Annotated in this window: 17 protein-coding genes; 12 read left to right on the top strand and 5 right to left on the bottom strand. The window is 37.2% G+C overall.

Translation table 11 applies throughout. The features are described from left to right. Positions 1-119: 119 nt before the first annotated feature. Positions 120-1,505: a tRNA uridine-5-carboxymethylaminomethyl(34) synthesis GTPase MnmE gene (gene mnmE, locus ABIB39_RS19845; RefSeq protein ID WP_354431922.1), complete on the top strand. Its 1,386-nt coding sequence runs from the start codon at positions 120-122 to the stop codon at positions 1,503-1,505. Between the two features lie 280 nt (positions 1,506-1,785). Here mnmE and ABIB39_RS19840 read toward each other — a convergent pair whose 3' ends face one another. Both ABIB39_RS19840 and ABIB39_RS19835 read right to left on the bottom strand, forming a co-directional pair. After that, positions 1,786-2,484: a hypothetical protein gene (locus ABIB39_RS19840; protein ID WP_354431921.1), complete on the bottom strand. Its 699-nt coding sequence runs from the start codon at positions 2,482-2,484 to the stop codon at positions 1,786-1,788. An 841-nt stretch (positions 2,485-3,325) separates the two neighbouring features. After that, positions 3,326-4,458 (bottom strand): IS630 family transposase gene (locus tag ABIB39_RS19835; RefSeq protein ID WP_354431920.1). Its coding sequence is split into 2 segments (ribosomal slippage): positions 3,326-4,032 and positions 4,032-4,458, totalling 1,134 coding nucleotides; the frame shifts between segments, so codons are not numbered across the junction. Between the two features lie 124 nt (positions 4,459-4,582). Here ABIB39_RS19835 and ABIB39_RS19830 point away from each other — a divergent pair. Next, positions 4,583-8,584 (top strand): hybrid sensor histidine kinase/response regulator, encoded by a 4,002-nt coding sequence (locus tag ABIB39_RS19830; RefSeq protein ID WP_354431919.1) that lies wholly within the window; start codon positions 4,583-4,585, stop codon positions 8,582-8,584. A gap of 462 nt (positions 8,585-9,046) precedes the next feature. Here the strand turns inward: ABIB39_RS19830 and ABIB39_RS19825 are convergent, their stop codons facing one another. After that, on the bottom strand, positions 9,047-10,432 hold the full coding sequence (locus ABIB39_RS19825) for an undecaprenyl-phosphate glucose phosphotransferase (protein WP_354431918.1): 1,386 nt from the start codon (positions 10,430-10,432) through the stop codon (positions 9,047-9,049). A 118-nt stretch (positions 10,433-10,550) separates the two neighbouring features. Next, the gene (locus ABIB39_RS19820; protein ID WP_354431917.1) at positions 10,551-11,870 is read right to left on the bottom strand and encodes a choice-of-anchor Q domain-containing protein; all 1,320 of its coding nucleotides are present in this window, start codon (positions 11,868-11,870) and stop codon (positions 10,551-10,553) included. 193 nt (positions 11,871-12,063) lie between these two features. Between ABIB39_RS19820 and ABIB39_RS19815 the strand changes: the two genes are divergently transcribed. From ABIB39_RS19815 to ABIB39_RS19790, 6 genes are all read left to right on the top strand, one after another. After that, the gene (locus ABIB39_RS19815; RefSeq protein WP_354431916.1) at positions 12,064-12,858 is read left to right on the top strand and encodes a polysaccharide biosynthesis/export family protein; all 795 of its coding nucleotides are present in this window, start codon (positions 12,064-12,066) and stop codon (positions 12,856-12,858) included. Positions 12,859-12,861: 3 nt separating this feature from the next. Then, positions 12,862-15,210 (top strand): GumC family protein, encoded by a 2,349-nt coding sequence (locus ABIB39_RS19810; protein ID WP_354431915.1) that lies wholly within the window; start codon positions 12,862-12,864, stop codon positions 15,208-15,210. Between the two features lie 171 nt (positions 15,211-15,381). Further along, positions 15,382-16,578, top strand: a complete 1,197-nt coding sequence (locus tag ABIB39_RS19805) for an O-antigen ligase family protein (RefSeq protein WP_354431914.1) — start codon at positions 15,382-15,384, stop codon at positions 16,576-16,578. A gap of 4 nt (positions 16,579-16,582) precedes the next feature. Then, a complete protein-coding gene (locus ABIB39_RS19800; RefSeq protein WP_354431913.1) occupies positions 16,583-17,566 on the top strand; it encodes a glycosyltransferase family 2 protein in 984 nt (327 codons plus the stop codon). 60 nt (positions 17,567-17,626) lie between these two features. Then, positions 17,627-18,739 carry a glycosyltransferase family 4 protein gene (locus ABIB39_RS19795; RefSeq protein ID WP_354431912.1) on the top strand — a complete coding sequence of 371 codons (1,113 nt, stop codon included), beginning with the start codon at positions 17,627-17,629 and terminating at the stop codon, positions 18,737-18,739. Further along, positions 18,732-19,277: an acyltransferase gene (locus tag ABIB39_RS19790; RefSeq protein ID WP_354431911.1), complete on the top strand. Its 546-nt coding sequence runs from the start codon at positions 18,732-18,734 to the stop codon at positions 19,275-19,277. The genes ABIB39_RS19795 and ABIB39_RS19790 overlap by 8 nt, the downstream gene beginning before the upstream one ends. Before the next feature lie 6 nt (positions 19,278-19,283). Here the strand turns inward: ABIB39_RS19790 and ABIB39_RS19785 are convergent, their stop codons facing one another. Continuing rightward, the gene (locus ABIB39_RS19785; protein WP_354431910.1) at positions 19,284-21,317 is read right to left on the bottom strand and encodes a right-handed parallel beta-helix repeat-containing protein; all 2,034 of its coding nucleotides are present in this window, start codon (positions 21,315-21,317) and stop codon (positions 19,284-19,286) included. A 294-nt stretch (positions 21,318-21,611) separates the two neighbouring features. Here ABIB39_RS19785 and ABIB39_RS19780 point away from each other — a divergent pair, with 294 nt between their 5' ends. From ABIB39_RS19780 to ABIB39_RS19765, 4 genes are all read left to right on the top strand, one after another. After that, positions 21,612-22,349, top strand: a complete 738-nt coding sequence (locus ABIB39_RS19780; protein ID WP_354431909.1) for a WecB/TagA/CpsF family glycosyltransferase — start codon at positions 21,612-21,614, stop codon at positions 22,347-22,349. A 622-nt stretch (positions 22,350-22,971) separates the two neighbouring features. Then, positions 22,972-23,481, top strand: coding sequence for an oligosaccharide biosynthesis protein Alg14 (locus ABIB39_RS19775; protein WP_354431908.1), 510 nt, complete (start codon positions 22,972-22,974; stop codon positions 23,479-23,481). Further along, complete coding sequence (locus tag ABIB39_RS19770; protein ID WP_354431907.1) at positions 23,478-23,960, top strand: glycosyltransferase; 483 nt, start codon at positions 23,478-23,480, stop codon at positions 23,958-23,960. Before ABIB39_RS19775 ends, ABIB39_RS19770 begins: the two co-directional genes overlap by 4 nt. Positions 23,961-23,962: 2 nt before the next feature. Next, complete coding sequence (locus ABIB39_RS19765) at positions 23,963-24,730, top strand: polysaccharide biosynthesis/export family protein (protein WP_354431906.1); 768 nt, start codon at positions 23,963-23,965, stop codon at positions 24,728-24,730. The last annotated feature ends 10 nt before the right edge of the window (positions 24,731-24,740 follow it).

Raw genomic sequence — 24,740 nt, 5'->3', positions numbered from 1 at the left:
GGGATCATGGTCGATGATTCGTGGATGAAAGCCGTGTAATAGTTTATGGCATCCGGTCAACATAACATTCACCGAAAATAACGACCTTCGCGCAAGAAAACGGTTTGTGGCTTTTAACTATGAACCATGAACTATCAGCCATGAACCATACCGAAGATACCATAGTTGCGCTTGCCACCCCAACAGGAATAGGGGCCATAGGGGTTATACGCCTGTCGGGCCCGGATGCTATTAACATAGCGCAAAAGGTTTGGAAAGGTAAAGACCTTACTAAACAGGCATCGCATACCATGCACTTTGGCAGGGTTATAGACGGCGATCTGGAACTGGATGAGGTTGTGGCATCTTTATTTGTGGCTCCCCGATCTTATACGCGCGAGAATGTTGTAGAGATCTCTTGCCACGGTTCAAACTATATTATTGAATCTATCATTAAGCTGTTTATTAAAAATGGCGCACGCGCTGCTAAGGCGGGTGAATTTACACTCAGGGCATTCCTGAACGGGCAACTCGACCTTTCGCAAGCCGAAGCTGTTGCAGACCTTATAGCCTCTAATTCAAAAGCATCGCAACAGGTAGCTTTGCAGCAATTACGCGGCGGCTTTAGCAATCAACTGCAACAACTACGCGGGCAATTGGTGCAATTTGCATCATTAATAGAGCTTGAACTTGATTTCGCGGAGGAAGATGTGGAGTTTGCTAACCGCGACCAGCTGAAAAAGCTAACCCACGAAATTACCCGCGTAACTGGTAGCTTGATACAATCTTTTGAGTTGGGAAATGCTATTAAAAATGGCGTTAACACCGTAATAGCCGGCAGGCCAAATGCGGGGAAGTCGACCTTGTTAAATGCCCTCCTGAATGAAGAACGTGCCATTGTAAGCCATATCCCCGGTACCACACGCGACACGATAGAAGAAGTTTTGAATATCCACGGCATTAATTTCAGACTAATAGATACAGCGGGCATTCGCGAAGCTACAGATACAATTGAGCAGATAGGGGTGCAGCGTACCATGGAAAAAATAAGCCAAAGCGCACTGCTTGTTTATGTGTACGATGCGGAACAAATTACCCTTGCCGAACTAAATAGCGATATAGAAAGCCTGCAAAAGCCCGGCGTAACCATGCTGCTTGTAGCAAACAAAGCCGACCTGCTAAACCCGGAACAATTGACCGCTCTGCCACATACCGAAAGGGCAATCATCGTATCTGCCAAAGAAAAGCAGCATATAGATGAACTGAAAAATAAGATCTATGCCGCCGCTATAAAAGACCAGCTAACCGGCCACGAAACATTGGTAACCAACATCCGCCATCTCGAAGCCCTCCAAAAAACCGAAGAAGCCTTGATCCGCGTTCTTGAAGGCATAGATACCGTCACGTCAGATTTCCTATCAATGGACATTAAGCAGGCCTTACACTACTTGGGTGAAATCACCGGCGCAGTTACCACAGATGATTTACTCGAGAATATCTTTAGCAAGTTCTGTATTGGTAAATAATAGACATAAATATTTGATTATTAATTATAAACTAAAAACCGAAAGTAGAATCGTCATTTTAATTTCGTAAATTCCATATGGGTACTCGAAAAAGGGCAGCTAATGGAAATAGGGACGCATGAGGAACTTCTGGTACAGAATGACAAGTACGCCAAGTTGTTCGAATTACAAGCTGCTGGTTATCGCTAGCCTGAATCGCAATTCTTTTTTTGCTGACCTGCTGCGTCTTTTAAGCAAACGCCGGCGTTTTAGCGCAACAACCGGCGTTAACTAAAAGGTATTACATTTTTTTTATGGTAGTTTTAACATTGGTATAAAAAAGGGTGCTCGTCCCTTCGAAACCTGAATCCGTTCCAATAATGATCCAAGCCTCGCCTTTCTCATTTGCCGTTCCGGAAAATTCACCGCTTCGCTGTAATAAGGTGTAATCACTTTTCTGGGTCCCGTTTGCTACGTTACCGATAATTTTCATATCCTTACCACTTTGTGATTGAGATATTTTATTAATATTCATCCGGTAAAATCCCTCAAGTTTAACTTTCTTAGGTTCAATTGAAGTAACTCCGGCGCCTAAATATACGGATTCACCCGGCGCGCCGCCAATCCCTGAAGCGTTAGAAGGAGCATTTGATGCCAACTCGATTTGAAAGTTAAACTTGTAATTTTGATTGGCTTTAAGTCCCGATATTTTCTTCTTAATAAACATGAAGAGATCATCACTATGATTATTCCCCGAGATTTTTAAACCTTTCTTAGTTACATTTAACGGTAGGGGAAGATTGGCAGTATTGAAACTCAGGTTGTATGTTAGAGAATCGGGAGTTAAGGGGTAATCAGCGAAATCTCCTGTCCATCCATTCGCTGCTGTTTCAAAGTTATCGTTGATAACAATTGTAGACAAAGCGTTGTCATTGTCTTTTTCACAAGCCGTAAATATGGTTGCAAAGAAAGCGATTAAAGCTATTGATTTAAAATTCATTTTTGTTTGTGTAATGGTTAATAATAGTTGATGAAAACAGCTTTCCTAACTGTTATTCAGTTTAACTTCTATGGCCGGCTTAGGAAATTCATTGGAAAACCATGCATTGTATTTCCGTAACGTGTTACGCCGCTGGTAAAGAAAGTGTAACAGGCACATTCGGACAATATCTTAACCGGCTGAACGTGTAGTCTTTATTTTATCAGTATCTTTCGTGTTATCTCTGCGGAACCGGCTTACTGTTCGATGGGGCCGCGAAACTGATTCTCGGGTAATTTCGTTGATGACCAATTTATAATAGAGACGTGATAGAGGAGTAATTTGAAGTCAGGGGAAGCAGTGCCTTTGTGTGCACGAAATTATGGCCGGGTACAAAAAAGAAGAAACTAGCTCTTAACGTGTGCTATTTCTTTACAGTTATTTTTACTAACTCGTGTGGCAACTCGGCGAGCGTGTTGCGCAGCCGTCTGCTTTCTGGTAAGTTAAGCGCTTTTAAGCATTAAAGTTCTTTCCACAATGCTCAGGCCAATTTGAAATTATTTTTCAAGGTATATCTTAACAGCGCTAACTGAGGTTTCCGCCGATTTAAGGCATCTTTCAATTCTTTTTTGGTAATGACTAGCTCCTTTGTCTAGTAAGACACTTTATAGTCTTAGTTTAAGTTGATAATCTGCTGTTCGTACTACCTGTTTATGTTTTGTCGTCCATGGCTATATGGTTGGTTATTCATAAGGTAAACTTCCGATGTCCATTCGACTACCACAACGCAGAACCTTTTAAAAAAACAAATCAATGACTGTACTTCATTACAGAGGTTATCGCCAGATCAACTAGTGTCATGTCAGTCTAAAATTGTCGGATAAAGTCTTTTCAATTTTATTCTGGCATCATCATTTGTAAACTGCCAATTGACTACAGCATGTTTGTTGTTCCGGTGTGTTTGCCAGGCAGTAACTTCTTTTTGCATAGTTTGAATGTTATCAATTCTACGGTTTAAGCATTGCCCCATCAAAACATTTAATTCTATTTCAGCCATGTTTAGCCAACTACCATGTTTAGGGGTATAAACAAATTCGAACCGGTCTCTTATTCTTTTTGCTTCCTTTGGTTCAAATGCATCGTATAATGCCCCTGCTTTGTGTGTGCTTAAATTATCCATAACCAAAGTTATTTTGTGTGCATCTTTATACCACTCATCTGCTATTTGCCTAATGAATTTTGCCCAATCTGTTTTTGTTTTCCGGTCAGTTACTTCAACAAATCTTTTCCCTTTAAGTGGTTCCGATGCAAGAAAGATATTAGCTACCCCGCATCGTTGATATTCAAAATCTTCTCGCGCTTCCCGTCCCGGCTGCATAGGTATGGCTGTTCGTGTTTCTCCGATCATTTGTTTGGGTGACTCGTCCATGCAAACTATCGGAAATCGCTCATCATATGGTTTTTTATATACATCCAGTACCTGCTCCATATTTGCTACGAATTCGCTGTTTTGCAAGGGTGGAATAACCCAGCCCTTTACTTTCCAGGGCTTTAATTCGTTTTTTTTAATGTTTGCCTGATCGTCTCGTAAGAGATATCATCGACATACTTCAATTCCACCATTTTGTCGGCCAATAACCGCAATGACCATTTCGAAAACCCTTCCGGTGCCTTGCTACAGCTTAAGGCTATTAGGTGAGCTTCCAATTCTCCGTCTATTTTTTTTGCCTTCGTTTTACTTAATGGCTTGCGTTCCAAGCATGATTCAAACCCCTCTTCTACAAAACGTTGTTTCACCCGGTCTATCATCCGCATACTTACCTTTAATACCCGGCTGATATCCTCGTTAATGATCTTCTCGCCCAGCCCGCTTTCATCGCAGTTCAATAATATATAGGCATTGCGATATTGCTGTGCCGTATGAGAACCCTTGCTAATGATCGCTTCGAATTCATCCCTTTCCTCTTTTGTTAGTACAACTTTATATTTTATCATATCCCTTTTGGGTGATAAAAATATAAAATTCATACGACAATATCAAATTGACATGACACTAGTTATGAATCTAAATAGCAACATATTAATAAAAAATTTCGTATAAGTTATTATAATGTTATTAATGAAGAGGTTCAAAGTAGGAATTGTTGTTGCACAGATTTTCTTTTTATTAGCGTCAATGGCGAATGCCCAAAAGCTTTCGCTAAATACAACTTATTTAAATAGCAACAATGGGCTTTCGCAAAACACTATACTGTGTATTCTAAAGGACAAATTTGGATTTATGTGGTTCGGAACTCAGGACGGGCTAAATAAATATGATGGATTCAAATTTACTATTTACAAAAGCTCAAGAACCGGTACTTCTTCCTTAGGTGCCGATCTTATCAATTCAATTTGCGAAGATAGATATAACAACCTGTGGGTTGGGACCCGGCTTGGCGGGGTAAGCCGTTATGATCGTTCCCATGATTCATTTGTAACTTTCAAAAATGACCATCTTAAAACAAATTCGCTTAGTAATGATAACGTTCAAATAGTTTATAAAGATCGAAATGCGAATCTTTGGGCAGGAACCGAAGACGGACTAAATCTATTTGACAGCAAAACGGGTACCTTTAAGCGCTATCTTCAATTTAAAACTACCGGTAATGATAAGGACAAATACAACATTACGGCACTTCATAGCGCTAGCAACAATAATCTTTGGGTTGGAACTACGAAGGGGCTGTATTTATTAGATATCAAGTCCGGAAAGGCAACCAGATTTTTTGATAAAACTACAACTCGCAATACAGACAACAACCGAATAACTTCAATAATAGAAGATGAGGATAATAACATTTGGATAGGTACAAAGAAAGGGCTGAATTTATTAAACAAACAAACCGGAACGTATTTATATTTCCCAATTGAAGCAGATAAAAATCTATCGGGGCATATTAACTCCATTTTTTGCCTGGCTAGTGCAAAGAGCAACAGATTTTGGATTGGATCGAATACTACTTTACAACTTTTTGATGCTCGCGAAAGAAGGCTAATCCCTATTAACGAAAAAACAAACGGAGAAAACACAATGCCAAATGATGGCGTTGGCGCATTGCTGGAGGATAATGCTGGTATCCTTTGGATCGGCACGAATAGCGAGGGCATTGTAAAATACGATAAAAATTTATCTATTTTTCCGGCATATAAATCTTCATTAGCAGGTAACCCGTCAGCAGTCAACGTCATAAGGAGCATTTCAGAAGATGCGACTGGAAATCTGTATTTGGGAACAGATTTTGGAGTTGATTATTATGACAGAAAAAAAGGCACATCCACACCATTTAAGCATAACGTAAAGAATATCAACAGTCTTTCTAGTAATTACGTTTTAAGCGTTCATGCAAGTAAGCAAACGGGCCTTGTTTGGATCGGTACCTTTGCAAGTGGATTGGATTGTTATAATCCCAAAACAGGAAAATTCAAGCACTTAGGAATAGGGAGCGGCCCTAATAAAATAAAGGGAAAAGGGATATATGCTATATTAGAAGATAAAGACGGCAATATTTGGTTTACCCCCGAAGACGGAGGTGTTTATGTGTATAAAAAATCTACAAAAAAAATTATTAATTATCAGCATGATGCCAGTAACCATAATAGCGTTTGTGATAACACTATTCAAGCGCTGTATGAAGATAGTCATGGCCGTATTTGGATGGGCGGCTATAGTTTTGGTATAAGTATTTTTGATCCTATTAGCCAATCTTTTAAGCATCTAAATACAAAAAATAGCGCGCTTACGAGCAATGTGATCAGCGCTTTTTACGAAGACGCCATTGGAAATATGTGGGTGGGTACAATGGGCGGCGGAATAAATTGTTATGAAACGAAAAAAAAACAATTTAAATCCTATACAGAAAAAAACGGGGTGGTTAACAATACCATCAACTATATTGCCGGAGATGCCGCCGGTAAAATCTGGCTAAGTACTATACAAGGCATTGTTCGGTTGGATCCTATTTCAGGTACGTCAAAAAATTATGGTTATCATAATGGGTTAAAAAGCCTTGAATTCAATTTTGGAACGGGTGCCAGATTGAAAGGCGGTGAAATTGCTTTAGGTAGTATCAACGGCTTCAATATTATCGACCCGGATAACCTTCAATTTAATTTCAATAAACCAAAGGTTGTGCTTACGGGATTTGATCTGTTTGACAAACCGGTAATCCCAGGTGCGAAAGAGTCACCATTAAGTCAAAGCATTGGATCCACGCGGGAGATCAAATTAAACCATTCACAATCGATGTTTTCCATCAACTTTGCTGCACTCGATTACACAATTCCTGAAAATAATACATATGCTTATAAAATGGATGGCTTCGATAATGAATGGCGATATGTAGGCTCAGAACGAAAAGCCACATTTACTAATTTAGACCCGGGGACATACATTTTCAGAGTTAGAGCCGCTAACGAAAACGGAATCTGGAACGACAAGCAAACTACTATTAAAATAATTATTATTCCTCCTTACTGGATGACCTGGTGGTTCCGTTCCATCATTGCTGTTATCCTGGCAAGTATAACTTATTCTTACTTTTCATTTAAAAACAAAGCGGAGCGACTTCAGAAAATAGAACTCGAAAAACAAGTTGAGGCGCGGACTGTAGAAATCGGTAAGCAAGCAAATGATTTGATGAAGTTAAATGAAGAATTAAAAATTCAAAAAGATGGAATTACCGTTCAATCCAAAGAACTACAACAAAAAACAAAGTCTTTAGAGACACTTTTAATAGAGTTAACAGAACAAAAGGATCAGGAGAAGCTTGCGAGATTAGCGGCTGAAAGCGCACAACTAGAAGCAGATAAAGCCAACCGGGCTAAAAGTACATTTTTAGCCACGATGAGTCATGAAATTCGAACCCCATTAAACGGCGTTTTAGGCATGGCGGCGTTGCTTGCAGAAACAGACCAAACGCCAGAACAGGAGGATTACACCAATTCAATTGTTAAAAGCGGAGACTCACTGTCGCTGGTAATTAATGACATTTTGGATTTTTCTAAAATTGAATCGGGAAACTTAAAGTTAGAGCCTAATCGATTCGACATTCGTAAGTGTGTAGACGATGTTTTAGAGTTATTTATTTATACAGCAACTGAAATCGGAATTAAGCTTTATCGTAGTGTCGACGAGCTGTTACCCCAGTATGTAATTGCCGATGGATTAAGACTACGTCAGGTGTTGACAAACTTGATTGGAAACGCCATTAAGTTTACGAATAGTGGTGAAATTGCTATCAAAATTAAACCTGAATACCAAGGTAATACCGGCGGTTTTAGCCTTTCGTTTGAAGTAAGCGATACCGGAATTGGTATTAAAGAAGAACAATTAGGTAACCTCTTTCAAGCCTTTAATCAAGGTGATTCTTCAATAACAAGGAAATACGGGGGCACTGGCCTTGGGTTGGTAATTTGCCAACGTCTAATTCAATTAATGGGTGGCGATATAACGGTTTCCAGCCATTACGGTATTGGTAGCACCTTTAAATTCAATATATATTGTCAGCAAGCAAATGTTGAGTCTGTAAACGATGAAACATTAAATCAAAAATCGTCGCATAGCACGATCGAAAAAAAATCCCTTCTTTCGGAGACGTTCGCATTGAATTATCCTCTTTCAATATTAGTAGCCGAAGATAATTTAATGAATCAAAAACTAATACTAAGGGTCCTAAGTAAGCTTGGTTATAAAGCCGACTTGGCCATTGACGGATTAGAGGTACTAAGATTGTTAAAAAATCACCGTTATGAATTAATATTAATGGACATCCAAATGCCTAACCTTGATGGCTTAGAAACTACCCGGATCATTAGGGATACTTATGGCTCAAATCCTAAAATAGCGGCAATGACTGCCAATGCCTTGAGTGAAGATAAGGAAAACTGTATTAATGCCGGTATGGATGAATATATGTCCAAGCCAATAAATATTGAAATTTTGATAAATCAACTCATTGCTCTTTACAAAAAGATTAATGAGTTAAATACCGTTAATATGACGGAAAATATAATCGACGGACCTTGGGAAGGTAATGACGAAAAGAAAAATAAAGACGAAATCAACTCTGATTTGTCTTAGACTAAGCCAGCTTTCAATGTCGGTTGTACTGCAGTAGATTGTAGCTTGACCTATACGGTTAAGGCTCTCATGAAGCGGTATTCATTTCGGCAGTAATTTCTTCTTTAGCGTAGGTATTAAAGCCAAAGTGATTGGAGTTTAAATGTTCAGCTGTAAAACAAAACTGTGTAAAACAGTAAAAACTTGTAACATTTCTTCCAACAATTCGTAAAAGACAGAATGATTATGAACCCGAATAGAATTACATCAGTAATTATGATTGGCAATACAAGAAAAATAGGGCTTTTAATAATTGCTAACCTAATTGTAATATTATTATTGAGCTTGTTGTGGATATTACTTTAAAGGATACTCTTGATAGCGTGTGGTATTAATTCCTCAATTTGGGGAAATATTTACCGTGTAAAATGGCATCAAATACTAATAAATTAACGTTTAAGTAATTCTAAAAATATTTTTTTTCTAAAATGCATTTTTTTCGCCCCTAAATATATTTATTACCGTTAGAAACATAATCTTTATATCAAACATTAATGACCAATTTGTCATATAGTGAATATCATGTTCTACTCTTTTTTCCATTAAGACGGTTTCGCTAGTCTCGCCGCGATATCCATTTACCTGTGCCCAACCACTAATACCTGGTTTTAAAAATTGCCTAACCATATATTTATCTATCAATTGCCTATACTGTTCGGTGTGCGATAACATGTGTGGCCTAGGGCCTATAATGCTCATGTGGCCATATAATACATTCAAAAATTGTGGGAACTCATCTAAGCTGGTCTTCCGTAGAAACCGCCCGATAGGCGTAACACGGATATCGCTTTTGCTAGCCTGACGCTTGTCTGAGTCGTTGTTAACACTCATACTTCTGAACTTATAACACCAAAAAGGTTTATTATCACGACCAGTTCGCAATTGCTTAAACATCACGGGGCCTGGGCTGGTTAACTTGATGATAATACCCAGTAAAGGGTAAAGCCATGATAAGATAAATATCAATACAGTTCCACTCACAATAATATCAAAAGCACGCTTTTTAAATCGGTTTTCAACAGCTTCTAACGCTTCTTTACGGGCAGAAAAAACGGTGTATTCACCCATCCGGGCAAGTTTGAAATTCGCTTCCATATATCTTGTATCCGGTACAAACATTAGCTTAATGCATTGCTTTTCTGCCTCTACTATCAAGTTTGATACTTCGGTCATTCGATTTGTATCTAATGATACAAACACCTCTTGGATACCAGCGCTGACTGCCGATTTTAACTGGTTGATAGCGCTTGGCATCACCAAGTCGCCATGAGCGTTTACCGATAATGTTTCCTCCTCTAAAAAGCCTGCGAAATTAAAACTGCCTTGTTGTTTAATATAATTGGCAAGTTCTTCTCCCTGGTCATTCATGTTTAATACCGCAACCTTTTTCCTGATATCGAAATTTTCATTAAGCGCTGATTGTAAGGCTGTTCCAGTAAACCTGCTCATCAGAAAACCTAAAAACAACAGACCATAAAATATTATAAAAAAGTGTTTGGGCATATTTAACGAACTGCTGAAAAAGAAATAAGCAGAAAGAAGTGTTAAGTGCAGCACATAGCTTTTCCAGGTAGCTTTATAAATATATTCAAGTATATGAATGGTTGTTTTTGAATATAATTTAAAAATTCCGGTTGTTATTAGCCAAAGCAAGTTGCACAAAATCACATTGTTACTAAACATGCTTTTATCAAGAGGGACGAAATATTTGTTTGATAAATAAAAGCCTAAATAAAAACAAAGATTAACGATTATAAGGTCCGTTAATGCTAATGTGAACCGTAATAAGTAGAAATATCTTGTTTCCATAATGATTACAGATAATCAAATACTGAACCAATAAAATATTATTTCTAACTAATCGTATTCCTATAAAGAATATAGATGTATATGTTACATTAAATAGTAAAATGATTTACCGGCGATATTAATATTCGTAAGCGCCTATATCAGACCTGCTTCCCCTCAGCCTTTTTTTATTATTGTAATCTGATGAACTATAGGTATTTGCATTACCCCCTTCTATGGCAGGGCTGGTATTTTGTAGCTGGAAGTTTGCTTGTAGGCTCCTTAATGGTTTAATAAAAAGTGGGTCGGCATATTTACATGAAGGACTGGTAATACTTATCACAGCTTTGTCCGGGTTTGTTATATTATAGTGTAAATTGTTTTCGTAAACAAGGTTGGTATTTGAGTAATTAGAATTTAAGATCACCAACCCATCTGATATCAGAATGTTATTGATAATGCGATTATTAGCCCCCATCCCGGACAGTATTTGCCCAGCCTTAAGTCCGTTACTTTGCGAATTGCAGTAAGCAGTATTATTAATGATGTCAACATTATCGCTTTGAAATGAATGTATCCCGGTACCGCCGTTATACCAGCAAATGTTATTTTCTATTAATGTTTGCCCGGTATATCTCCCAAGGTTCGAACTTTTTTGCCAGTTTCTAAAATCATCGATAATGATGCCGTTACCATCGCTTATTTCGCAGGTTTTGAACCAGGGTACGAATGAATTATTATTAAAACACCTATTTCTGCGTATATAGTTATGATAACCCTTAGCGCGGTCGTAATTCCAAAACTGGTATAATGATATACCACTGGTACCAAATACGGAATACCAGCTATTATTATATACAAGGTTATCTTCAACAGTAATATAATCGGCCTGTATTGCACCAATCCCTCCACCGCCACAATCATGTACAACGTTTTTAGCAATTACAATATGATGTGAATGTTTTTTGCCCCGTCCTTCAATAGAAATCCCGTTTCCGTTATATTTAGGATCATATTTCCCGCTTTTGTTTTTGCAGCCCCCGGGTTGGTTTAAGGCCTTCTTTAAATTAACCTGGGCATTGTTACCAATTATTTCAAATCCGATTATCTTAATGTAACTCGTCCCACTTTTTACAGATAGCCCGGCCCAGCCGTCGAATTTTACACGCGGGGTGTGGCCCGGATAATTTGTATAAATAATATATCTGTTCCTTTTTCCACTCTTGGTTATGTCAGTAACATTGCAGCTTGGGCAATCGTTAATATAAGTTCCGTTCATAACAAAAACAGTATCGCCGGGTTTAGTAAGATTGGCTGCATCCTGGATAGTGCTTTTTGCTTTGCCTGCGCTTAAGCCATTAAATTTTTTATTACCCGTTGCTGCATTAACGTAGTAGTTTTTTGCATATACTACGCTTAGGTTAAATATAAATACTAAAATTAAGAAAACTTGCTTCATGCTTAATTGTTTGATTGAAGCGACAGCTTAAAATACTGCCGGCTTATGTAATAAAATGACTATAGTTGGCATCAATGTTGAGTAATGTGAAAACTATATCGATTCAGCAAACGTAAGTTGCTTTGGAAAGACATACGAACGTATTAAAAGTTCTAAAAGAAAAACATATTAATATTTATAACTCCCCACATCTATGAACAAAAAACTAAACCTCCAACCGAAGTTTTTATTGTTAACTGTAACGTGCGTTACAATACTTTTAATCCAGTCATCTTGCAACTCGTACAAAAAAATACCTTACTTTCAGGATTTAAGCAGAACGCAAATTACAAAAGAAAATATAGATAACTATACTACTTTTACTATTCAACCTCACGACCAGCTATCTATTAGCGTTGGTAGTAAAAACCCTGAAGCTGACGCGGTATTTGGTAACAACCAACAAAATGCGGGTACTAACCCTGGAAATGCAAATTATGGTTATACTGTAAATGGAAAGGGTGAAGTTAAACTTCCTCTTCTCGGTTTGGTTAAAGTTACCGGGCTATCAACCGACCAGCTTTCCGAGCAATTACAAAAAAGCCTTGCACCGTACTTAAGTTCTCCAACTGTTACCGTAACGGTAGTTAATTTCAAAGTCGCCGTTTTGGGTGATGTGTTAAGGCCTAACATTTATACCAGCAACAGCGAAAGGTTAACCATTCCGGAGGCATTGAGCCTTGCAGGTGATTTGAATATAACAGGTAAGCGTGAAGATATAGTTTTGGTAAGAGAGAAAGATGGTAAAAGAGAATACATTCCCATTGACCTTACCTCAAAAGAGATTTTTAAATCGCCGTATTTTTACCTTAAAAGTAATGATCTTATTTATGTAACACCAAACAAATCTAAACTTTCAACTATTAACGATAAAGGATACCAAAACGCGAGCTTGATAATAGGGGCACTCTCTGTACTAGCTATCGCTATTTCTTTGTTCCGAAATTAATTTATGAGCGATACTAAGTCTTCAAATTATCGAAGAGAAGATGATCCGCGTTTTACGGATCTGCGTGTAATACTGGCTAAATATTTTTATCACTGGCCCCTTTTTTTATTGGGGCTGGTTTTAGCGCTTTCAATAGCTTATATATATATTAAAGAGGTAAATCCTGTTTATAAAATTAGCGCTACGATACTTGTTAAAGATGAAAAGAAGGTTCCACAGGAAAAAGAAGCTTTACAGGAATTAAACCAGTCTAGCTCACCAAAAAATGCTGAAACAGAGATTCAGATCCTAAAATCGACCGAGCTAATACACCGTGTGGTAACTGATTTGTATTTATGGGTGAATTATAGTTACGGTAGGGGGTTAAACGCCAAGGATATTTACAAATCATCTCCGGTAAGTTTCTTACTGTTACAAGAGCCTGATAGGGAAATTGGTACTATTGAGATAGCTATAATTGATAAAAACAGTTATAAGATAGTAGGTGATAAAGGCAATGATCATCTATTTAAATTTAATGAAACCGTAAACGATAAACTTGGAAGATGGGTATTAAAACCAACTTCGTTTATTGAACAATATATTGGTAAATCCATTAAAATAATAGTTAATAGCGCTGATAAGGTTACTAATAATTATGTCAAGGCGCTTGATGTTCACTTATTAGATAAGGCTACACCAACTATCGGTTTATCTTTAAGTGATGAAGTTGCGCAACGCGGAAAAAACATACTTAATTACATCATAAAGTCGTATAACGAAACTACATCGGCCGAGGAAAAGCGCTCAACAGAAAGTACTATTAAGTTTATTGATAACCGTTTGGCTTCGCTAACAGGGGAGTTAAATTCTGCCGAGCAGGATGTGGAGGGTTATAGAAGTAGCCAGGGATTAACAGATATCAATTCACAATCGAAAGTTTACCTTGAAAACGTTCAGACCAATGATATTAAACTAAATGAGGTAAATGTTCAGCTTAATGTTATTGAAGGTATTGAGCACTATGTAAATTCAACATCGAATAACGAAAATCCACCGGCAACCATAGGCATATCAGATCCGGCGTTAAATAGTTTAATTGAAAAAGTATCCCAGTTACAGCTAAAAAAATCGGCACTACTGGCTACCACACCAATTGGTAACCCGGTTTTTGAGCCTTTAGATAAGCAAATAACTACTACCAAAAATGCTATTAAGCAAACAATAGGTAGTATAAAATCATCATTGATTACCACAAAGCGAGAGCTGCAATCATTTAACAACAAATTTGAATCGTCTATTCGGAATATACCCGGCCAGGAGCGCCAATTTGTAGGAAAAAAACGCCAGCAATCGATAAAAGAAAACTTGTACGTTTATCTTTTGCAAAAAAGGGAAGAAGTGTCGTTAAGCTATGCTTCAACCCTGGCAGATGCGCGAATTGTGGATAAGGCTAATCTTGAAGATATAATATGGCCAAAAGCTTCATTGATCCTTATCATTGCTTTTTTATGCGGATTTGGAGTTCCGTTCCTAATTATACTGATCCGTTTTTCGTTAAAAAATAAAATTGGGGATAAACGGGAAATTGAATCTGCAATTAATGCTAAAATTTTAAGTGAAATATCTGATGATGAGCAGGATGCAGATATTATTGATTTTAGCGCCAATTTAGTAGGTGAGCAGTTCAATTATTTACGAACGAATTTACATTACCTGCATGAGAATGTTAAAGGAAGAGGAAGGGTTACCTTGTTTACATCCAGTGTATCTAAAGAAGGGAAGAGCTTCATAAGTTCAAATTTAAGCGTTTCGTTAGCAAGGGCTGGTCGTAAAACGGTAATACTTGAAATGGACCTTCGAAAACCGAAAATATCTTCCATGTTTAACCTGCCAAAGGAAAAACCCGGTATCAGTGATTATCTTTCTTCTGACATTGATATTGCTGACATAATCCAATCCTCAGTTTTGGAAAATCTGGACGTTATTGGAAGCGGGCATACCCCGCCAAACCCATCAGAACTGCTTGAGAAAGACAGGTTAGAGCAATTAATTACGTCATTAAGGGGGATTTACGATGATGTATTAATTGACAGCCCGCCGCTTCATTTGGTTACTGACGCCTTTATAATAGCCAGGGTTGCCGATGTTTCGCTATATGTTATCAGGCAGGGGTATACCGGTAAATCTGAATTATCGTTTATACGCGATGTAAAAGAGGATGGTAAACTGCCAAAAATGAATATTATATTTAACGGTGTAACAACCGGTAAATACGGCTATGGTTATAAATATGATAACAGTTATTATACACAACGTGATAGTAAACTTTCTTTCCGAAGCAAGTCGAAATTATTTCTTAAGCGGTTTTAACCTGCAAAATACAGGATTGCCGGCCAGGCATAAGTTGTCATATAAAAGATGTTAAACAATCTGCTCTACATTTTACCAGGTATAACGTTATTGCTTTTCTTTTTGAATATCTATTTGAAGGGTAATAACGTTAGCTCGTGTATTTTATTTATCCTCACGTTTCTGCCTTTAATGGATCTGAAAGTTACGATTGAAGCGTGGGGAGGATTTAAAACATTCGATGTAATATGTTACTACTGCTTGTTTTTCTTACTAAAGGATTTCATTAGTATTGACCTTAAAAATCATACAAACTTTTATTTTGTGTTGTTTGTACTACTCACTATCATCATCCTGATAGGAGGCCTCTCATCTGAATTTCCGCAACACACGTATTTAAACGTATTAAAAATCCTTCCTGTATTTATTTTCGCGCGTTTTTATGTTAAAGAATGTTTTATTGATCCATACTTTTTTAGAAAGACAATAAATGCTTTAAAAATAAGCTATGCCTTTGCACTTGGATTTTTGCTTATTCAATGGGTTGTGGGGTTAAAGTTTACCTTTTACCCGGAACTTGGCCCAAACACTTTTGATGCGGCAACCGGGGCTATCAGGTATCCTGGTGTGTTTTACGACTCGCAGGCCAGCGGGCAGTTCTTAGCTATGGGTAGTTTTATATTTTTATATAATGATGAGGGTGCGTCAAAAAGAAACCTAGCGTTAAATTACCTGGCATTTGCTATTGCCATAGTTGGGATAGTTTTGGCAGGAAGCCGTGCAGCATTTGGCGGTTTTGCTATTGGCCTAATTGTAGTATTCTTTATGGCAGCCAGGCAATATCGAGTTTATGGGCTTATATTAATTATTCTGGCTGGCTTAGCTTACTCATTCCTTTCAACTAAAACTGTTTTATTTGCCCGTGCCGGCAATGTATCTGAAGATTATCTGTTTCGCAAATCAATTTGGCAAAAGGCATTTGATATATCAAAAGAGCACCCTTATTTAGGTATAGGAGCAGAAAACTATCAACAATATATCAAAAGGCACGCCCAGGATCAGTATCTGGAAGTTAAGGAAGGAGAGCTGCTTTATTTTGACCAGCCGGAAAACGGGTATTTAAAAATTATGGTAGAACTGGGTTTTACAGGATTTGTGATTTTTGTACTTTACTTGCTTATGCCTTTAATTACCGGTATTGTAAATAATATAAAGGGCCTTTATGATGATAGGGTTGCGATATTTATCGCTTCACTGGTTTGTTTTTTAGTTGAATTTAATACGGTTTATTCTATTTGGGATACCCGCATTCTGGTTATGGTAGTAAGTATGATCGTAATTATATTAACTTACCCGGTTACTGAATACGCTGAAAACAGCTCAAATTAATAAGATGCCTTCACTTTCTATAATCGTCCCCGTTTACAATAAGGAAAGATACATTGCAGCGTGTTTCGATTCTATATTGAATCAAACTTATGATGATTTTGAACTTATCGTCGTAAATGACGGGTCCACCGATGGGAGTTACCAAAAATGCCTCGAGTATGCAGTAAAGGACAACCGCATAAAACTTATCGACCAAAAAAATGCTGGTGTTTCTGCAGCGCGAAATAAAGGCCTGAGCCTTGCAAAGGGCACATATATCGGGTTCATTGATAGTGATGATACGATTGAGGCTGATATGTACGAAATGCTGATAAACAATATTAGTGCTGTGGATGGAGATATATCTGTATGTCGTTTGCGTGCTGTATTTCCAAATAAAACTGTTAGCCCTCGTGAAAATGAAGGCAGCATAGTTTATAAACATGATGAAGCCTTACAACTTTTTTTTAAAGGACAGTTTGATGTAAGCGCAAATAACAAAATTTACAATGCCAAACTTCTAAAAAATATACGTTTTGAAGGGCGGATATATGAAGATATATTGTTTGTGTGTAAAGCCTTTTTAGCCGCCCAAACCGTTGTGTTTGAGAATAAGGTGAAGTATAACTACCTTGTTAGGGAAAACTCTGTAAGCATGAGTAAATTTGATTCTCATTATATGGAAAGCATAGTGGTATCAGCTAAGATGGTTAGTTTAATGACTGATGAAAGCAAACAGGCTATTGAGTGTGCTAAAGCTTTCGATGTGATGGCCAATATCTCCTTATTAAACTTGCTACTAATGGCCGGAGAAGGAAAATACCTGGCAGAGTACTGTAAAGTGGTAGGAAATTTAAATGCTTACAAATCTTTCATCTCAACATCTGGCCTTATCAGAAAAAAGCATAAATACGCTTTTAAGATATATTCCGCGTTCCCCAAGTTATATGGCGGCCTGATGTATGCTTATTGCCTTATGACAGGCTCTGAATTAACAAAGCGGACCTGAGTGATAATATGAAAACATGCGAGATAATGGTAAACACTAATTTAGAACAAGCCAATTTAAATGGATAAGGTAAAGATACTTGTAAGCCTGCCAACTAAACATCATGTTGAAATAGCATTAGATGAGGTAACCGGCCTGCAGGAATTGGGTTACCAATGTGGGACATTTAGTTATGCAGCAAAAAGCGGTTATGATTCTAAGATCGGTCGATTAATAATTGTTTTAAAAAATGCTTTTAAGCTCATTAAAATAACCAGGCAGTTTCATCCTGATATTGTCTATTTTAATTCGAGGTTAGAAACATTGGCCGTGATCCGGGATTATTTGACGATACGTTTGGTTAAAACTTTATATCGGAAAAAGGTTCATTTTGTGATCAAATCGCATGGATCGGATATAGAATTGATGGAAGATAAGCGGTATTTGTTGAAAAACGTTATCCTGCCATACTTAAAAAAGAATGTAGCAGGATGGTTATTTTTATCTTCAGAGGAAAAGACGAAGATAAACCAAACCGGTTATTTTAAGCCTGACAAAATATTTACCACAAAGAACGTGGTGCGTGTAAATCAGTTTTATAAAGACCCTGATTTTAAGACAAGGCATGGCATCGCTGCCGATCATAAAGTTTTATTATTTGTAGGGCGCATAATTAGCGAAAAAGGGATATTTGAAGTTGTAGATGCATTTTCAAGAATTAAAGAGAAACATAAAACCACATTTATAATTGTGGGCGATGGTGATGGATTTGAAGCGGTTAAGGAAAGAATCAGTGAGCTTTCAATCGAAAATGTGATACTAACCGGTTTTATCCCCGAACAGGAAGTTGTAGCATATTATTCAAACGCCGATATTTTAGTTTTTCCGACATTTTTTGCGGAAGGGTTCCCGATGGCATTATTTAACTCGGTAGGGGCTGGCCTGGCTATTATTACTACACAGATAAGAGCAGCAAGCGATTTTTTATCGGAACCCCAAAATTGTTTATGGGTAAAACCTCAAAACGCTGATGATGTCTACATAAAGCTTGATGAGTTATTACAATCTGACGATCTAATTAATTCTATGCGTGTTAATAATAAACAAACAGCAAAGCAATTTTCTGGTCAACAGATCGCTTTAGAATTAGGTGCTATATTTGAGCAGATAGTTAAGCAGGAGCGCCATGATTAGATTTTTAAAGCAGTTAAGAAATCTGATCTTAAGAACGGTCGTTTATAGGCGCTATGATATTGCGAAAGGGTTTTATTGCGGTATAAGGGTGAGGTTGTGGGCTAAGAATAAACTCGTTATCGGCAAAAATTTTTATATAGGGCGCGACTCCTTTATAGAGACAGACGCCGTTATTGGCGATAACGTAATATTTGCTAACCGTGTCGGATTGGTAGGTAAGTATGATCATCATTATCAGCAAGTAGGGGTGCCTATACGCCTTGCTTCACAGATAAGGGATGAAGATTATAACTGGCTCGGCTTGAATAGTGTTATCACCATCGGTGATGATGTTTGGATCGGCTATAACAGCACCATACTAAGCGGGGTAAAAATAGGAACAGGTAGTATTATTGCGGCTGGATCAGTAGTTAGTAAAGATGTTGAACCCTATAGCATATATGGGGGGGTACCTGCAAAAAGATTGAAAGACCGTTTTAATGACCCGGAGAGTTTACAAAAGCATATTGAATTATATGCTGCTAATTTTAAGGGTTGAGCTTTACTATCGCTCGAATGTTTTATTTATTACTGCCGAGTATTCAATAGCTTGTAATTTATCTATTTCGTTAGGTTCTGCAGCAAGTAATATCATCGAAGAATAGGGGTTAAGTGTTATTGTTTTTGAATAACTTTTGTTTTGAACGTCTACATAATGTGCATCTAAAGAGATCACTTTAACTGTGTTGGTAGCATTGTATTCAAATAATATATTTCGTTTGTCGGTATTTTGCAAATCTATTCCGTGAGCCTCTTGCAATTTCAACTTAGTAGATGATACTGATCTCTTAGCAGTCATATTTGCAGATATTATAGCGGATGCGTAATGCTTTGCCGGTTTGCAGTAAATATTACTATCAATTTGCCCAAACGATAATATATCATCCTGGTTAGTAGTGAATTTTGCTGCTGCCTGTGCACTCCCAACAGAGAAGAAAGTATTTTTACTAATCTTATTGTTTCTAATATATTCGCTTGTAGCAAGATAATGATCCTGCTCAAGCCTTAACTGAATACCATTGTTGAATACTGTATTACCGTAAATGTTAATAAATTTTGCGTTGTGTATTTTAATTCCATTGTTAGAGCATAAGGAAACAGTATTATCTAATATGCTTACACCTTCTGTATTATCATCAATGTAAATCCCTTCAGCCTGTAGGCTGTTAGGTTGGTTGGTGCCGGCGCTATTCCCAACGCCATGTAAAACGATATTGCCTTCCACCTTTTTATTGGTAGTTTTTGACCAATCGCCCAGATAGATCCCGGCGCCATCATCTTTTGTCATGCAAAACCAGGTAATATAATTGTTTTTTGCAAGAGACGAATTTCCACCAAAGTAGATCCCGTTATATCCTACGCTATCAATCCTGTTTTTTTCTATCTGCGTATTGTCGCCAAATGATGTAATAGCCTCATATGTACCGGTACCGCTTTTTCCCATACCTGCCATAAGGCCGGTGTTTTTTATGGTATTATTCAAAACAGAAGCGTTAGTACAGCCTACATCAATATTGACTCCTCCACTTAAGGAGTTATTAATTATGCAATTCTTAACGGTTAGGAACGGACTAAAAGAAGCGAAAATAGCTTCAGTGCCCGAATATTGTATATTACAATTTGTAATACTTATGCTTTTAGATTGTATAATTTTAAAAGCATTTGCCCCCGCGCCCGAAAACGTTATGTTCTCAAATGAAATATTATTGAATTTGTTTATTTCTACAAGGTTGCTTATGCCACTTGTACTTGTAGTGTAGGCAGACGGTTTTTTAGTCCCGAAATATACTGCCATGGTCTTCTTCTGCGGATTATAAAACCACTCTCCTAATTCATCAAGGGTATTGATGCTGTTTTGGATAAAGTAACCATAGCCATTTTTAGGATTGTTCTTATTTCCGTAGAAAGTAAGTTTATTACCATTGTGTGCTATAATTTGGCTTTTATCAATAATCCACCTGGCTTTTCTGATCACCACATCTGCTGATGTCCAGTTGGGGGCGCCTATAAGATCATTATCTGTCAATTCATTATTTTTTGATGAAATTATAGTTAGATAGCCCTTATTTGGATAACGGCCAATTTGTTGCTGAGCGTTATTTAATATCAGATTATAACCTACAGCATCACAAATACTTTCGTAAATACCTCTACCTATATTTTTCCACGAATTTAAAGTTAACAGACCGCTAATTTTAGGGTTTTCGCCTTTTCCATATGCACCAAAATATATTGGGGCAAAATAAGAGCCTGATTTAGTAACTGTTATTGAGCCGTAAAATATATCGCCTTTTTTTAATAAAACAGAATCGCCAGCTTTGAGATATTTAAAAAAGCTGTTTAGTTTATCAAGGCTTTTCCATGGTGTAGCAGGATTACTAGCCTGGCTGCTGGAGTAAGTATCATTGCCTGCTTTACTAGAAAGATAATAGGTTGACGAATAGCTGTAGCTGGAACAACATATAAGGCAAACGACCATAAGCTTACTGAACCTTGAGGGCTTATTACATTCCTGAACCTTTGGATCAATTGTAAGCATGGTAGATAATATTTAGAAGTTAATTCTTATGGTACGACAATATTCCAATCATATTCGTGGTGGTGTTTACGTCTATATGAATTTAAAAGTTACAAAGCGCATAGTTTATTTTTCTAATAATGGGCGTCGATAAAGAAAAAAAATCCCCATTTTGATGATTTTCGGGAAGTTTATTTCTTGAGATATACTATTCATTAAGCATCTTAAGTGTAGGAGAATTGGATTTTCGTTTAATATTTTAGGTATAGTTATTGTATTGTTAAATATCTTATACAATTAAATACCAATTTGGGAATGAACCCGACTGTAGAATTACTTTCCTATTCTGTTTTTGCCGGAGAACTGAACCAGATAAAATTTAAAGGCAAGTGTGTAATCAATACCATCAATCAATTCTCGTATACTATTGCTGAGAAAGATGAGGAGTTTAAACAAGCTTTGATTCATTCAGATATTTTACTTCCAGATGGGGTTGGTATAACAGCTGCAGTTAAATTCCTAAAAAGGGAATACATAAAGAAGATTGCCGGTGCTGATTTACATATGCATTTTTTAAACCAACTTAATATAACCGGCGGAAAGTGCTTCTACTTAGGGGCATCTAACGTTACATTAGGTTTAATCAAAGAAAAACTAAAGTTGGAGTTTCCTAATATTATAGTCGGCAGTTATTCACCACCATACAAAGCTGAATTTTCGTCTATCGATACTGATTTAATGATTAATGCTGTAAATGCTTTTAGGCCAGACGTGTTATTTGTAGGCATGACTGCCCCAAAACAAGAAAAGTGGATCTTTAAAAATAGCGCAGCATTGCAAGCGCAGGTAATATGCGCAATAGGAGCAGTTTTTGATTTTTATGCTGGTACGGTGACAAGGCCCTCTAAGTTTTGGCAAAACATGGGCTTAGAATGGTTTGTACGAATGATAAAAGAGCCGCGGCGAATGTACAAGCGTTACCTGTATTATGGCCCTTATTTTTTAGGGCAAATTTTAAGATTAAAATTTAATAGGTCGTTCTTAGGCAAATAATAGCCGTCAATACAACTTCAGTGCATAACAACAATGTAAAGTTTGTAACAACAACATAGATATTACAGCTACAGTGTATTAGCTTAAAAAAATTGAGTAAATTGCCTCTCTGAGGATTTTAAGGCACTTTATGAATTGGTTACCTATCCAAATTAAATTGTGCTGATATGGTTGCCGGCTATTAGCGATACTATTAGCTTGGTAATATAATGATTAGCGTGCATAGTTTGCTTGGCACTAAAGTTGTTTAAATGTGAAAATGAAGAAATACATATCTACTCTTTTTCGATTCTTCTTTCTTTTTTGTGACGTTATTTTAATAAATATAGCATTATTGGTTTGTTACTATTTATTTAATAAATACTTTACACCAATACACATAAACCTATATAGATGTATTTCCGTATCTATTATAATATGGTTATTAAGCACAAGCCTGTTCGGGCTATATAGCGAGCAAACTATTGTAAGTAAAGGTGTTGTTTATAGAAGCACGTGGAGGAGTTTAACCGCTTACCTGTCTTTCTTTCTTGTTTATGGCCTGATAGATATGGGGTTAGAAAGCTTTGTTTTTTTGCTTGCATTTTACGTTACGCTAATTGTTTGTTTTTTAATGAGCCGCATGATCAGCAAATTTTTCGAAAATTACCTGGTATCCAAAATAGATAATGAAAAAAAGGTGAACGTTTTGGCTATTGCCTCTATTGGTGGCCATTGGATACAACTGCTTAGGTTAATGCCGCTTTTTAATGTCAGCACAAATGACGTAACGTTTATTTCAACGTGGGCAAATGTTGAAAAAATGGTTGATGGCCATAGATATTATGCTGTACCAGATGCAAACCGCCATAATAAATTTAACCTGTTGCGTTGTGGCTTTGCAGTTTTTAGCATTATTTTTTCGTCCAGGCCGCAGGTTATTATCACTACAGGAGCTGCCCCTGGTTTGTTCGGGATCTTAGCCGGTAGAATATTAGGTATTAAAACCGTTTGGATCGATAGCATTGCTAATGTTGAAAAACTTTCGCTAAGTGGCCATATTGCACTTAAAGTTGCCGACAGGGTTTATACACAATGGGAACATTTATCAAATCGTAAAGTTGTATTTGCCGGAAATATTTTAGAAGAATGATTTTTGTAACCACAGGCACGCAGGAACCGTTTGACAGGCTCGTTAAAGCTGTTGATGAACTTGCCTTAATATTTCCAGACGCTGATTTTCGGGTACAAGCCTTTACAGCGTCTTACAGTGCCGTTAATATTAATGTTTTTAATAGGATGCCTCCCACAGAATTTGAGCTTAATATAAAAAGTGCCGACTTAATTATTAGTCATGCCGGTATGGGAACTATAATATCTGCACTGGTAAATAGTACTCCAATTATCGTAATGCCCAGGTTGCTTAAATATGGAGAGCACCGTAACGAACATCAGTTAGCGACAGCAAAAAAGTTAGATGATATGGGTTATGTATATGTGGCCTATAATGAAGAAGAACTTATTGAAAAGGTTCGGAATATATGGCCGGGTAATTTAAAATCCTTACACAAAGTAGGGAATGTAGCGTCAAAAAAATTGATTAATTCACTTAGTAATTTTATTAAACAGTAGTTATGAATGTTAAGCGTACATTATATGCGTTACTATTAATGGTTTTAGTATCTTCCTGCGGGTCTTATAAAAATATCCCTTATTTTCAAGACCTTGATCAGAACAATATCACCAACCAAAAGGTAGATAACTACTCTCCGCTAACTATACAGCCGGCTGATATCCTGGCAATAAATGTAAACAGCAGAAACCCCGAATCTTCTGCCATATTTAATGGCAACCAAAGCCGCATTGGTGGTTCTGCAACTGATAATTCGTCTTTGGGTTACTTAGTAGATCCTGACGGCCTTATATATTTGCCACTTTTAGGCGAAATGAAAGTGTCTGGGCTTACAACAACCCAACTAAGAAAAAAATTGACCGAAAAGCTGCTGGCATTATATAAAGATCCTGTAGTAAACATAAGGATCACCAATTTTAAAATATCCGTATTTGGTGATGTGTTACGCCCGGACACCTACAGTATCCAAAACGAACGTGTAACTGTAACCCAGGCCCTTAGCCTTGCAGGTGATTTAAATATTACAGCTAAGCGTAAAAACGTTATGTTGGTAAGGGATATTGATGGTAAAAGGACGTTTATTCCAATAGACCTTACCTCAAAAAGTTTATATCAATCACCATATTTCTATCTTAAAAACAACGATGAGATATATGTAACGCCCGATCGTACAAAGTATGCCACTGTTGATCGCGGCTATCGCACAACCCAGTTAGTACTTACAGGTCTTTCTATAATCGCTATCGTCCTGTCTAACCTGTACAGGTAATATTTTAAAA

The sequence above is a fragment of the Mucilaginibacter sp. UYP27 genome (assembly GCF_040547175.1).
Classification (GTDB): Bacteria; Bacteroidota; Bacteroidia; order Sphingobacteriales; family Sphingobacteriaceae; genus Mucilaginibacter.
The sequence above is the reverse complement of the archived record's forward strand: the minus strand, read 5'-3'. Positions and strand labels throughout refer to the sequence as shown.